This is a genomic window from Methanolobus mangrovi, from assembly GCF_031312535.1.
GTDB classification, from domain to species: Archaea; Halobacteriota; Methanosarcinia; order Methanosarcinales; family Methanosarcinaceae; genus Methanolobus; species Methanolobus mangrovi.
This window is the reverse complement of the sequence record NZ_CP133594.1, coordinates 528400-540716: the sequence shown is the minus strand read 5'-3', so window position 1 is coordinate 540716 and position 12317 is coordinate 528400. Positions and strand designations below refer to the sequence as shown.

The 12317-nt window shown below is 44.6% G+C and carries 15 protein-coding genes; 10 read left to right on the top strand and 5 right to left on the bottom strand.

Annotation, left to right across the window (positions count from 1 at the left end; all coding sequences use genetic code 11):
* Nucleotides 1-7: 7 nt before the first annotated feature.
* From RE476_RS02815 to RE476_RS02805, 3 genes are all read right to left on the bottom strand, one after another.
* Nucleotides 8-1081: a toll/interleukin-1 receptor domain-containing protein gene (locus RE476_RS02815; RefSeq protein ID WP_309308885.1), complete on the bottom strand. Its 1074-nt coding sequence runs from the start codon at nucleotides 1079-1081 to the stop codon at nucleotides 8-10.
* 126 nt (nucleotides 1082-1207) lie between these two features.
* Entirely contained in the window at nucleotides 1208-1552 is a 345-nt protein-coding gene (locus RE476_RS02810; RefSeq protein ID WP_309308884.1) for a hypothetical protein, read from the bottom strand.
* Between the two features lie 92 nt (nucleotides 1553-1644).
* On the bottom strand, nucleotides 1645-1956 hold the full coding sequence (locus RE476_RS02805) for a hypothetical protein (protein ID WP_309308883.1): 312 nt from the start codon (nucleotides 1954-1956) through the stop codon (nucleotides 1645-1647).
* Nucleotides 1957-2103: 147 nt separating this feature from the next.
* Between RE476_RS02805 and RE476_RS02800 the strand changes: the two genes are divergently transcribed.
* The 10 genes from RE476_RS02800 (at nucleotide 2104) to RE476_RS02755 (ending at nucleotide 11017) form a co-directional block, all read left to right on the top strand.
* Nucleotides 2104-2226, top strand: coding sequence for a hypothetical protein (locus tag RE476_RS02800; protein ID WP_309308882.1), 123 nt, complete (start codon nucleotides 2104-2106; stop codon nucleotides 2224-2226).
* 178 nt (nucleotides 2227-2404) lie between these two features.
* Complete coding sequence (locus tag RE476_RS02795; protein WP_309308881.1) at nucleotides 2405-2743, top strand: hypothetical protein; 339 nt, start codon at nucleotides 2405-2407, stop codon at nucleotides 2741-2743.
* A 251-nt stretch (nucleotides 2744-2994) separates the two neighbouring features.
* Nucleotides 2995-3297 (top strand): hypothetical protein, encoded by a 303-nt coding sequence (locus tag RE476_RS02790; protein ID WP_309308880.1) that lies wholly within the window; start codon nucleotides 2995-2997, stop codon nucleotides 3295-3297.
* Entirely contained in the window at nucleotides 3297-3524 is a 228-nt protein-coding gene (locus RE476_RS02785; RefSeq protein ID WP_309308879.1) for a hypothetical protein, read from the top strand. The genes RE476_RS02790 and RE476_RS02785 overlap by 1 nt, the downstream gene beginning before the upstream one ends.
* A 2-nt stretch (nucleotides 3525-3526) precedes the next feature.
* Entirely contained in the window at nucleotides 3527-4516 is a 990-nt protein-coding gene (locus RE476_RS02780; RefSeq protein ID WP_309308878.1) for an ATP-binding protein, read from the top strand.
* 63 nt (nucleotides 4517-4579) lie between these two features.
* Nucleotides 4580-7675 (top strand): phage/plasmid primase, P4 family, encoded by a 3096-nt coding sequence (locus RE476_RS02775; RefSeq protein WP_309308877.1) that lies wholly within the window; start codon nucleotides 4580-4582, stop codon nucleotides 7673-7675.
* A 235-nt stretch (nucleotides 7676-7910) separates the two neighbouring features.
* Nucleotides 7911-9143: a site-specific DNA-methyltransferase gene (locus tag RE476_RS02770; protein ID WP_309308876.1), complete on the top strand. Its 1233-nt coding sequence runs from the start codon at nucleotides 7911-7913 to the stop codon at nucleotides 9141-9143.
* Entirely contained in the window at nucleotides 9116-9550 is a 435-nt protein-coding gene (locus tag RE476_RS02765) for a hypothetical protein (RefSeq protein ID WP_309308875.1), read from the top strand. The genes RE476_RS02770 and RE476_RS02765 overlap by 28 nt, the downstream gene beginning before the upstream one ends.
* Nucleotides 9495-10799, top strand: a complete 1305-nt coding sequence (locus RE476_RS02760; protein ID WP_309308874.1) for a DNA-packaging protein — start codon at nucleotides 9495-9497, stop codon at nucleotides 10797-10799. Before RE476_RS02765 ends, RE476_RS02760 begins: the two co-directional genes overlap by 56 nt.
* Nucleotides 10800-10801: 2 nt before the next feature.
* The gene (locus RE476_RS02755; protein WP_309308873.1) at nucleotides 10802-11017 is read left to right on the top strand and encodes a hypothetical protein; all 216 of its coding nucleotides are present in this window, start codon (nucleotides 10802-10804) and stop codon (nucleotides 11015-11017) included.
* A gap of 17 nt (nucleotides 11018-11034) precedes the next feature.
* On the opposite strand, the gene RE476_RS02750 is transcribed toward RE476_RS02755, so the two are convergent.
* Nucleotides 11035-11310, bottom strand: coding sequence for a hypothetical protein (locus RE476_RS02750; RefSeq protein WP_309308872.1), 276 nt, complete (start codon nucleotides 11308-11310; stop codon nucleotides 11035-11037).
* 185 nt (nucleotides 11311-11495) lie between these two features.
* Nucleotides 11496-12194 (bottom strand): ribonuclease III family protein, encoded by a 699-nt coding sequence (locus tag RE476_RS02745; protein WP_309308871.1) that lies wholly within the window; start codon nucleotides 12192-12194, stop codon nucleotides 11496-11498.
* Between the last annotated feature and the right edge of the window lie 123 nt (nucleotides 12195-12317).

Genomic DNA, 12317 nt, shown 5'->3' with positions numbered 1-12317 from the left:
GACATGATTATTTTTTTAACATAATCTTATTATCCTCTGTATATTCATATTGATTGCCTGCTAATCTATTGAGATGGTGAACTAACCCATATCCATGTGCATAAGGCTTCTTCCCATTGAATCCAAGACTATAATGCACTTGATCATTTTCATTAAACGCAGATATTAAATTGCTAATTTGCTGCTCTGAAAGAGCATCAATGTGTGGCAACATTTTAGAAAGCATGTTGCCCTCATCAAAACTTTTACAATTTTTGACAATATCAATGTAGACATCTACCATTTTATCATATTTTATCAGTATACTTACAATTTCTCCGGGTGCTGACTCCCAAGAGCAAGAAAGAGCCTGAAATTTGCCAATAAATCCATAAGGGTCTCGTCCAAGTCTCATTGAGACAATTGGAACTCCTCGCCCAAAAGCAAACCCTATCTCTTGATCAGTCCAATCACTTTCATGAAAATTATCGGTTAATAGAGCAACAAATGCATCCATTGAATGAAGAGCGATTTCTATTTCATTTTGCCATTCACGTGTTGGCCTAATGTCTTCATGTGCCACAAAACATGTAACGCCATACATTTTCAACCGATTTTTCAATTCTGCCGTCTCTGTTTTTACCTCGGTTTTGTGACTAAGAAATAACTTAAATCCTCCATCGCCCCATATTCTTTTTTCATCTGCAGAAGAAACAAAAACATTTCCATTCAGTTGTACACTAGCATCTTTTCTCCAATCAAGCTCTTCTGGAACATCCATTTCTAAAAAAACATCATCAATGAATTCATTTTTAACATGATGAACCGAGTTTAAATCTTTAATCAATTTATTCTGCAGTTCTTCTTTTTGATTAAAAGAATTTACGTACAGTGTAGCAGGAAGATATAAGTAAACTGCATGACCGTAGATATCTTCATTAAAGTCAAAACGATGACTCCATTCTTCATGAACACTTACTTTAGCATTAACCACTATTTCCCAAAGATTTTGTGTACCACTATTTTCGTATAAATTTGCTAGAGCTGCGAGGTATTTATCTATTTCCTTTGGGAGTTTATGATCAACTTTATGGTTATCCATCGTCATCACTTTCTTGAAAATATCGAATGGTAGGGAATTCAACTAAACTCCTCGTATTTAAGGAGAATTTCTGCTAGAGGTTACTTACATTTAATATTTAGAACGGATCTAAAGCGTCAATTATATTCACGGAGACCTTGCTTCCACATAATACAAATGCTGCCTGTCTGGACAGTACATATCCATCTCTATCTTCAACTGTTGGATAAGATCACAACAATACTGTTCCAGGACACCGAACTTCTCTTTGAGAATTTTGCAGAGTTCATTAGTGGAGATCCCATTATAGACGTGGTCTGCCAGAACACATAATGCAGATTTGGCCAGCTCCTCAGGAGTGCACGAGTCAGTTACATCGGCATCTATGATCCATGATACTTTACTACCCCCCAGGAATAAACTTCTGCGGTGCAATCGGAGGTTATGATAAGAGTTCTCACCACATATTGGACATTTAGTTTTTACGTACATGTGAATCATCTGGGATTATATTAGCTAGTGACAAAGTTCCAGTTTCACTAATTACTACTTTTCAAACAAGCTTTATTTTTCCTTCTAAAAAGTCATTCGATTATATCATCAACAATAATAGGGAGATTCTTTTTTGAAACTTTGCCCTCTTCAAAGACCTGTTTGAGTAACTTAACCATAGCAGGGGTTATGTCTTTTTCAGACAGAGTTGCTAGTAGTTCCTCAGTTCCCATGTCCTTTTCTTTCTGTTCCCTCTTATAACGACCGATGAACTCTGCGAGTGCAACGCTGACAAGATCGGACATGCTGCTGAAATCACCCGTATCAACTAGCTCTTCTGCTTGCTTCTTGATGTAAGGACTCACTGTTGCGTGAATTGACTCTTTCTTGTATTGGATAGTCATTACATAATCATGTAGTGTTTATCACATATATATGCTTTTGCAGGCATATCCGCTTAATTATGACATTATAGCTACATATAAATATTAGAAGAACTATGTCATAATTAGGTGATAATCATCACAGAGTATAGACAATTGCATGTGAATATGCCTTGCAGTGATTATGAAAAGATGTTGAGGAACGTGAACCTCGGAAAGTATCTCAATGTCAGTGATGCTGCCAGGCACTACATAAGAGCCGGACTACAGGCAGATGGGGTGAAAGAGTGAGAACGAAATTTGCAAGATTGAAAATGAATGGAGTGATGACCAATGCCATCTGACTTTGCACGCGAGAAGGCACTGGCCGTCTATAACACGGCACCTAAACAATGGGATGAGTTGGCGCAAATCCCTGGTGCCATGGGAGAATTGGCGTTGAGCGTTAAATTCCTTGCGGGGCTTGTGCATGGGTCGGTCTAAGAGCGGAGGCTATGCAGGCCGACCGGTAGGATCCACAAAGGACCGTAACTGGCTCAGCGAAGGTCACCAGGAACGTAGGTTCAACCATGCTATGGACTTCTGCAAACTAACGCTTGGGCAGACCAGAGACTGTCCCATATGCAATCATCAAACTGCAAAGTGCATTGATGCAGGCGTCACAAAAGGCATGGGAGCAAGATCTTGGTGGAAATGTGAATGCGGTCACCAGTTTATCAAATCGATCTCTCCTGAGAGGATGGCCGAATACTACTCGGAAGATCTTGAAAAGATGATCGAATCCAGGAGAACAACGCATGACCATTGACAACATGCCAATCGCACGGACACGAATTGTCGCCGAGTGCATATGCGACCACTGTGGCCATATCTTCGATGTTGACTGGCAGTGCAAGAACCGACCTGTATACTGCCCGGAATGTAATGAGGAGGTCAGACCATAAAAGTGACCTCCACTCCGGGACAGCAGGGTCGTTTCCGGGTTCAAGCCCCGGCCGGAGCTTCGGCTTGCATAATAACTGCAGGTTTCTTCAATACAACACAAAGGACGTGAAATCAATGACAGAAGAAGTAGAAGTGTACATCGATTTCGACCGATTGCCAGGAGGCATTGGTCGCATGAAAGAGGATCCTCTCAAACACATCGATAATGCGGATGTTGCCAAAATCCAGCAGTGGATAAGGACAAAGGTCTCCGGAAATAACGAGGTGTTCGCGGTAATAACAGGCAAAGCATCCAGATTTGTGAACATGGTAGCAACTGCGGAGTTGGCATCCTGCAAGAACGTCACCCGAATAGGATGGTCCCAGGCAGGGATGATACCCATCGTTGTGAAGGATCTGAGAAAGGGGGCAAACTGATGGATCAGACTCAAACCATCACCTATGCCGAGCCTATTGAGATCTCAACGAAAGTAGGGGCAGACGTCGATTCCAAGGGCAATGTAAAACCACACGCTGAGATCACCATCAAAAGGAAGCTAGAATCAGATTGTGATGTTTTTGCAATCATTTCCGATGATGTACGCGAGTGTGTGGACAAGGTGCAACAGACAGTGTATGAGATGTTGGCTGGAGATGGGGTGTGAGCATGGAAGTGAAACTCAACCCGGAAAAACTTGTCCCCATCCTTGAGATGATGGGATATAATACCATCAACGGTACCGATGTCTGGAAAAAGGCCAGTGAAAAACCTGGAGAATACGTGTTCTGGGGGGTGGATTTCAAGAAGAATGAGATTTTCAAATGGGTAGAAGACCACCGGGAATACGATGTGCCAAACGACCCAACCTTCGCTGAGCTCAAGATGCTTGCGGAAAGTTCAGCAGAACCGGGTGGTGAACTCCGGTCAGACGAACCTTTAGCCGACCAAAGCAAGGAGGATTGTCAGGAAGAGCTCACCAATAAAGAGAATGTTTCACCGTCTTATGAAAATAACGATACAACGACACATTTGCTGGACCTTATTCACAGCTACGTCGGAAACGATGTCCTTGAGGTTTTCGGAGACACAGGCAGTGGAAAATCAAAGTTCGCTCTGACCGTTGCAAAGGAGGCAATTGCCTCCGGGAAGAAGGTGTACTACCTCGACACCGAGAGGAATCTGACAGAAGCAGACATTGCCTGCCTGAAAGGTTGTGAGTACAAGTACACCCCGGTTATCGAGGAGATTGATACTATCTGTCAGAAGCTTCCTGCAGCCGACGTGGTCATCGTGGATTCCATTGGTTTCCCTATCCTGACATCATATGCAAGACTTAGTGTCAAGCAGAAAGGTGATGCTCTGCTGAAGTTGATTGCCATATTCGGTGATCTGAAGAACTGGGCTTACAAGAACAATGGAATAGTGGTTGTCACGAACCAACCGGAGAGTGAGTTCAACAAGGCACCGAACCACATACTCAGACCATTCGGTGACAAGAGCCAGTTCGCTGCCAAGGAAATCTGGAAAACGGAGATCGTGGACCGAAAACCTGCGTACACCAACATCCGCATCAGTGCTTTCCGTAGCAGAAGTGTCGGCCACAGGACGAAGATAGCGGACATGAAGATCAACAGCAATGGTGTTGAGGTGGCTTGATGTGCTGCTGGACCAGGTTTATCGAGATATTCATGAAAAAGCCACCCGGTTCGGAGGGCAACGGTGAGCACTGAGATCATCGAGGAGATCAAATCAAAGATAGACATCGTTGCTCTTATTGGTGAAACTATCAAACTGAAGAAACAGGGGAGCATCTATGTAGGTGCAACCTCCCCTTCTTCAAAGTCAGGTGCCTCTCTGAAGGTAGATCCTCACACCCAGCTCTACAACAACTTCGCTGAAGAAAGCGGCGGAGACGTGCTCAATTGGATAGCATATAGGGAAGGTCTGGACATTGTTTCTGATTTCCCACGGATAATTGAAATTGCTGCTGAGAAAGCAGGTGTCGTCTTGGAGCACCAGGACAGGAAGCTCCTTTCAGACAAAGCTCTGCTTCAACCTTTTTTCAGGGCAGTTGCAGGCTATTACCACTCAAAACTCACAGAGGAATGCAGAGCCTACATCCACCGAAAATGGGGTATCAACGATAAGATGATCGATGAGCTCCTAATAGGCTGGGCTCCGGAAAACTGTCACCTGCAGAATGAGCTGCATGATCTTTTCCCTGATGATATCATGAGAATGTCCGGTCTTTTCAACCTGAATGAAAAGGGACAGATGCGTGATATTTTCAGAGGACGGATAATATTCCCTTATTGGAAAGGAGGGAAGGTAGTCTACTTCATTGGCAGGGACCCTCATCCAAACGAAGGTGTACCGAAATACTTCAAGCAGCTAGTGCACTCCGAAACCAGACAATATATCAGCAAGGTAGTGGACAATTCCGTGTTCTACGGTGAGGATTCTATCAGAAAGGCAGATTCTGTCATCATAACCGAGGGTGTCACTGACTGTATAAAGGTCCTTCAGGAAGGGCTGGCCTGCATATCTCCGGTCACTGTTCGCATCAAAGACGAGCAGAAAGAGTATGCCTATAGCCTGGTGAAAAACATGTCCGAGGTCATTATCTGCAATGACAATGAGGACAACGAAACAGGCAAGAAAGGCGCCATAGCAACTGCAGAGTACCTCGAATCCAGGGGTGTTCCTGTAAGAGTGGTTGAACTACCAAAACCGGATGGCGTGGACAAGATAGACCTGGCAGAGTTCCTGCAGGATAACAGCAAGGAGGACTTCCTGCAGCTGGAATCGAACAATGTATGGGAGATTAAGCTTCGTGCTCAGAACATCCCTGATAAGGCCATAGATAAATTCCGTGCAGCTAAGAGGTTCATACAGAACGAGCTCAAGCAGATGGATCCTGCTATGAGAAAGGTGTTCATCCGCAACGATGTAAAGAACTACTTCGGCTTGCAGATTACTGACATCAATGAGATCCTCAAGAACCTTATGTTCGAGGATGAGGTTGAAGAGATAGACGAAGAGGATCGAAGTTTCTTCACCGAACGTGGAAGTCTCCGGGTGAAAAAGCTCGGGGAATACGTGATGTCCCTGCATAGGTTCATCACCTTTGAGGATACGAAGAACATCTTCCATTACCGTAACGGAGTGTATGTTCCCGGCGGAGAAGATATCATTGCACGTATAGTCCAGAACTCCCTGGGAGATGCTTCCAAGAAAAGGCACATCTCTGAGATCCAGAACTATGTCCAGTTGGAAACACTGATCCCACGGGGTCGTGTCAATCATGATCTGAAGCGGATAAATCTGCTGAACGGTCTTTACAATCTGGAGACAGAACAACTTGAGCCACATATTCCTGATTATATTTCCATTGTGCAGCTTCCAGTTGCATACGATTCAAACGCCAAATGTCCACTGATTGAGAAGTTCATTGGTGAGGTGCTTGAGCCAAAGCGAGTCCCGGTCATCTACGAGTTTCTCGGGTACTGTATGATCCCTGACAGTCGGCTGGAATACTCTCTCATGTTGTTGGGCAAAGGTGCCAATGGAAAGTCTGTCATGCTTTCACTTTTCGGGGAGTTCCTTGGAGGCCAGAACACCAGTGCTGAATCTCTGCACATGCTTGAGAAGGATCCTTACTCGACTGCAGAATTGTATGGAAAGTTGGCTAACATCTTCCCGGACCTGGCGTCCAGGGCCATCTACGAGAACAGTACTTTCAAGATGCTCACAGGCAACGAGAAAGAGATAAGAGCCCAGCGTAAATTCGAGCATCCTTTCAAATTCAAGAACACTGCTCGCCTGATATTCAGTGCCAATAATCTCCCACCAGCCCCTGGTGATGACTTCGCCTACTTCCGAAGGTGGATCCCCCTGAAGTTCCCGAACACCTTTGAAGGAAAGAGGGCGGATAAGAACCTGATCGACAAGCTCACACAACCAGAGGAGCTCTCGGGCCTGTTCAATATCTGTGTGAAGGCCCTGAAGAAACTATTGCAGAGGGGTCAGTATAGCTTTGAGCTTACAACAGAAGAGGTGACGAAGCTCTACAGAATCAACTCAGACCCTATAGCACAGTTTGCAGACGACTGTGTGGTCTATTCCGACAATGACACCTTAAAGTCCAAGATGTACAGTGAGTTCATTATCTGGTGCCAGGACAACGATGTTCCTCTGGTACATGAGAACGTATTTTCAAAGAGGTTTACAAAACTTGGCTATACCACTGGACGAGAAAGTTCTGGTGAGAGGAGAAGGACCTGGCAGAACTGTGCTATCAAGCAATCCGTCCAAGGAGGCGAAATCTGCCCGGACGGCAAAAAACAAGAAGCTGAGAGCAACTCGTCCAAGCGTCCAAGCATTTCTTTACATTGTAGTAATAACCAAGACAATACTACAGTATGTAGTATTGATAATAATTCACATAATACGCTACAATATAGAAAATGCCCGGACGCCTGGACGGATGATGGTGCAGATAGTCCTGTTGATAACGATTTACTTACGTCCAAGGACACGTCCGTGCGTCCGGACGTAGATGAGAATATTTCCAATTCATTTGAGGTCCCTAAAAAACTGGGGACTTTCTTTGAACCTGATGAAACGCTAGTTAGTCAGGATGTTATTTATTCCGTGATCCGAGCTGTGATGAAGACGACGTACAAGAGAGAGCACATCGTGGCACAATGTAAAATGTTGAATGTGTCCTGTGGTGGGGAACGGCTGGATCTATTGAAACAGAAAGGAGTGATACACGAGAAACCTAACGGTGACCTTGTGTGGGTAGGTGGTTAACATCTCTCTCCTGCAATCGATAAAGGAGGTGAACTGATCAAGTTCAAACCGATATCCAAACACTGCCCGGAATGTAGGAAGTTCCTCTTCATCACATCAGCTGATCAGAAAGAGGTTGAATGCACCAACTGCAGGACGAAATTCCGGGTGCTGAGGAATGGACATAAACTTGAGAAGATCTGAATCTTCGTGTAAATGATAGATAAATCTAACATTGAAAAAAAAGGTACTAAAAATGCAAGTCATTACTATGCCGATAGGCGAATTGAAACCGTTTACTGACAACCCCAAACGACATCCAGAAAGCCAGCTGAGCATGCTGAAAAAGTCGTTAAAGGAATTTGGATGGACAAACCCTATCCTCATCACATCCGATAAGATGGTCGTAGCAGGCCACGCAAGGCTCCAAGCTGCCCTTGAGCTGGGTCTTACCGAAGTTCCCGTAATAACCCTCGACCTTCCGTATGAGAAGGCTGTGGCATATGTCATCGCCGACAACCGGCTGGCGGAGTTGGCAGAAATAGACACAGAAACGCTGGCAAAGCTGCTGCAGGAAATTGCAGAGATCCCGGACTTTGACTTTGAGGCTATTGGTTACACCCTTGATGTAGTAGATGATCTGCTCGAATCCATAACTCCGGTAGAAGTGGTGGAAGATGAACCACCTGAGGTACCAGAAGAGGCAGTGACAGTTCTCGGTGATATATGGGAGATGGGAAGCCACCGCTTACTATGCGGAGATAGCACCGACCCAGACCAGATTGCAAAGCTCATGGGTGAGCAGAGAGCTGATATGGTTTTCACGGATCCGCCATGGAATGTGAATTACGGTGCGACAAGGAACCCTCGCTGGAAGCAGCGGAGCATAATGAACGATGCAATGGAAACAGAGGACTTCAAAGAGTTCATGATGGCAAGTTTCAGCTGCATGAGCCAGTTCTCAAAGGATGGATGTCCGACCTACGTTGTGATGTCGGCCCAGGAATGGGGTAATTTGATGCTGGCCCTCAAGGAGAACAAGTACCACTGGAGCAGTACGATAATCTGGGCCAAGGACAGGCTTGTCCTCTCCAGGAAAGACTACCACACCCAGTACGAGCCAATATGGTATGGCTGGAAAGATGGAGCTCCACGGTTATGTCAGGTGGAGGACAGAAAGCAGTCTGACCTATGGGAGTTTGAAAGACCTGCTACATCTGAGCTACATCCGACCACAAAACCGGTGGCTCTTGTTGCAAATGCCATCAGCAACTCATCCCGGCAAAAGGACCTCGTTCTAGAACTCTTCGGTGGTTCCGGCACGACACTAATTGCGTCACATCAACTCAATCGTGTCTGTTACGGAGTTGAACTTGATCCACGTTACTGCGATGTGATTCTTCAACGGTATGTTAACCTGACAGGCGACTGTGAACTGAAACGAAATGGAGAAGCATACACATGGGAAAGCCAAAGGGAAGCAAAATAATGGTTGAGGTCTCCGAGCCACTGATCAAACTCCTCAAGTCCGGTGTCCCTGTAATCCACGCATGTGATGCTGTGGGAATTGCTTCTGTCACCTATTACGATTGGATGAAGCGCGGAGAACGAGCAACATCTGGGCAGTATCGTGATTTCTACCTCAAAACCAAGCAAGCTAGGGCGGAGGCCATTGCCAGGAACGTTGCCATAATTCAGAAAGCTGCAACTCAATCCTGGCAAGCTGCAGCCTGGTGGCTTGAGCGCAGTTGTCCTGCTGAGTTTGCAAAGAGGGAAGTTGAGATCAATATGACCCAGAACAACGTCGAGATAAACGTAGATGAAACACGAGACAAGATCAATGGCAGAATCAGTAGCATTGCTGCCAGAGTCAGAGTGGCAGAAGATTCTCAATGATCTTAGCGATGACGAGATCCAGCAGCTGGAATATGACTGGAAGTTCTGGGCCCGTCCCAATCAACTCCCTCCTGCAGGTGACTGGCAGTACTGGTTGGTGCTCTCTGGAAGAGGCTGGGGTAAATCGAGAGTAGGAGCCGAATGGATCCGAGAAAGAGTAGAGACCGGGACAGCTCGCAGGATAGCTCTTGTTGCACCTACTGCAGCTGATGCCAGGGATACAATGGTTGAAGGTGAATCCGGTATACTGTCGGTGTGTCCTCCATGGAACCGACCGGTCTACGAGCCATCCAAACGTAGGCTCACCTGGCCCAACGGTGCTATGGCTTTGCTTTTCAGTGCCGAGGAGCCGGACAGGTTGAGAGGTCCTCAGCACGACACTGCCTGGTGTGATGAGATTGCAGCCTGGAAGTACCCGGAAAAAACCTGGGACATGCTGCAGTTCGGCTTAAGGCTTGGAGATGATCCAAGGGCTGCAATTACTACAACACCCAGGCCAATTCCGCTAGTCAAGAACATTCTGAACGATTCCAGTACCCATGTGACAAGAGGGTCCACCTACGAGAATCTGTCCAACCTGGCACCAGCTTTCATCGATGTGATCATCAGCAGATACGAAGGGACCAGACTGGGAAGACAGGAACTCAACGCAGAAATCCTGGACGACAACCCCGATGCACTCTGGACCCGGCAGATGATAGAAGATGCAAGGGTGTCGAAGGTCCCTAATCTCCTACGCATCGTGGTTGGTGTGGATCCGGCAGTTACGTCAAACGAGACTTCAGCAGATACTGGAATAGTTGTTGCAGCTGTCGATGAGCATGGAGAATACTATGTCCTCGGGGACTACACTATCCATGCAACACCGAAAAAATGGGCACAGGAGATCATCGCAGCTTACTACAAGCATTCTGCGGACAGGGTTATCGGGGAAGTGAACAACGGAGGTGAGCTCGTGGAGTATACGCTACGGACAATCGATCCTAATGTTTCCTACAGATCAGTAAGAGCCAGCAGAGGAAAGCAGACCAGGGCCGAGCCCATTAGTGCTCTCTATGAGCAAGGAAAATGCCATCATGTTGGATCCTTTCCGGCCCTTGAGGACCAGATGTGTGATTGGATTCCAGGAGAAGGAAGTAGTCCGGATAGAGTGGATGCACTTGTATGGGCATTGTCAGAGCTTAGCAAATCAAGGTACGGACCGCAGAAACTGAACATTTCAGCATTAATCAAAACAAGACCGAGGTAATTATGAGACCAAAACTCTATGCAACTGTTAGCAAGAATACGACCGCAGTACTTCACAGGGTAATGAAAGAGCAGGACTGCAACAAGAGCCAGGCAGTGGACTTTATTGCAGAGTATTATTCTAAAATGCAGAATAATCAAAGGGAGAAACAGGTTGAAGAGACTGCAGAACTTGTGATCGAAAAACTGAAAAAAGAAAAGAAATTATTGACATTGTGATAATTCAACACCAATTATTAAAATGCATCTTTAACTTTGTTGCAAAAACCTAAGAAACCTGCAATCCCTGTTGCTATCCCAACGAGTCCAAGAGATAACTTTGAATAAAAATATGTGTTTTCTTGGATTTGGCCCCATTCTCCAGATGCTTTCGGTGTATTTTCATATATGCTGTCTAAAGTCAAATCTGCAACTTCAACTTCACTTGTTGGTGCATTTGTTGACAGCGAAACAAGATTCATGAACAGAAAAGAAATTACGATGGTTATTAAAACACCTATATTTTTTTTCATTAAATATATTACTACATTTGAGTTTAAATACCTTTATATATCGACATTTAATTTCTAGTTTTAGTCTATAAAAAGGAGAAAGCATTGTTATCGGGAAACGATACGACGATTAAGCAAATATAGCAGGCATTGGTCAAAATAGCCTTAAAAATTGAAAAAGAAGATTATATCAATCTTCTTATAGCTTAATTCAATCCAAGGATAGATATCACTTTTTCACATGCATTTTCTCTAGCTTTCTGTTTACTACCTCTCGCAACATCTCCCTGATACTCTTCGCCATTAATCCAAACATATCCAACATGTTCGGGGTCATGATCAAAACCACCGACTCTTTTTTCATCAAATTCAAGGAGATATCCAAATTCATCACAATGTTCTTTTACAACAGTGACGGGATCAGTGCGGAGAATGTCCTTTATTCTTTCGTCATCTAGAATCAGTTCTTCCCCATAAAGGTGAAGAATAACTTTTTCAGTGGCATACCAGTTTTTTCCACTATCAATAAAGACTGCTCCAATCAATGCTTCCCAAAGAGAAGGGATCCACTTTTCACGACTATTCTTTGTGTTTTTTTCATAATCGGTGATTTTTATCAGTTTATCGAATCCATAACTGACGCATAATCTTGGAAGAACACGCTTGTTGTCTACAAAATAGCTTGTCAGCTTTGAAAGAATTCCTTCATCTATATTGTAGTTTTCAAATAGATGAACTCCAATTATGGCATTCTCAACTTTGTCACCCACGAATTCTAATCTTTCATTGTTCTTTGTTGGATTGTATGAACGGTGAGTGAAAGCTTCTTCTAACAAATCTCGATTATTAAAAACATAATCGATAGTCTGCTCTATACATGTAAGTCTGTGTGTTGCAATATCCATTTTAATTGCCTCTTTTCTTGGATTTCGCAACAAAAAGAAAAAAGCAAGAAAAATTAATTCATCTATCCATATCTACATTCTAATTCTACGCTGTGCTTGCCACAAAATAGAATAAGGATGTGG

Coding starts and splice junctions, on each gene's coding strand:
- RE476_RS02810 (WP_309308884.1), bottom strand. CDS start 1,552: ATGTACGTAAAAACTAAATGTCCAATATGTGGTGAGAACTCTTATCAT.
- RE476_RS02755 (WP_309308873.1), top strand. CDS start 10,802: ATGAGACCAAAACTCTATGCAACTGTTAGCAAGAATACGACCGCAGTA.
- RE476_RS02765 (WP_309308875.1), top strand. CDS start 9,116: ATGGGAAAGCCAAAGGGAAGCAAAATAATGGTTGAGGTCTCCGAGCCA.
- RE476_RS02815 (WP_309308885.1), bottom strand. CDS start 1,081: ATGGATAACCATAAAGTTGATCATAAACTCCCAAAGGAAATAGATAAA.
- RE476_RS02795 (WP_309308881.1), top strand. CDS start 2,405: ATGGGTCGGTCTAAGAGCGGAGGCTATGCAGGCCGACCGGTAGGATCC.
- RE476_RS02750 (WP_309308872.1), bottom strand. CDS start 11,310: ATGAAAAAAAATATAGGTGTTTTAATAACCATCGTAATTTCTTTTCTG.
- RE476_RS02780 (WP_309308878.1), top strand. CDS start 3,527: ATGGAAGTGAAACTCAACCCGGAAAAACTTGTCCCCATCCTTGAGATG.
- RE476_RS02785 (WP_309308879.1), top strand. CDS start 3,297: ATGGATCAGACTCAAACCATCACCTATGCCGAGCCTATTGAGATCTCA.
- RE476_RS02770 (WP_309308876.1), top strand. CDS start 7,911: ATGCAAGTCATTACTATGCCGATAGGCGAATTGAAACCGTTTACTGAC.
- RE476_RS02800 (WP_309308882.1), top strand. CDS start 2,104: ATGCCTTGCAGTGATTATGAAAAGATGTTGAGGAACGTGAACCTCGGA.
- RE476_RS02760 (WP_309308874.1), top strand. CDS start 9,495: ATGGCAGAATCAGTAGCATTGCTGCCAGAGTCAGAGTGGCAGAAGATT.
- RE476_RS02805 (WP_309308883.1), bottom strand. CDS start 1,956: ATGACTATCCAATACAAGAAAGAGTCAATTCACGCAACAGTGAGTCCT.
- RE476_RS02790 (WP_309308880.1), top strand. CDS start 2,995: ATGACAGAAGAAGTAGAAGTGTACATCGATTTCGACCGATTGCCAGGA.
- RE476_RS02745 (WP_309308871.1), bottom strand. CDS start 12,194: ATGGATATTGCAACACACAGACTTACATGTATAGAGCAGACTATCGAT.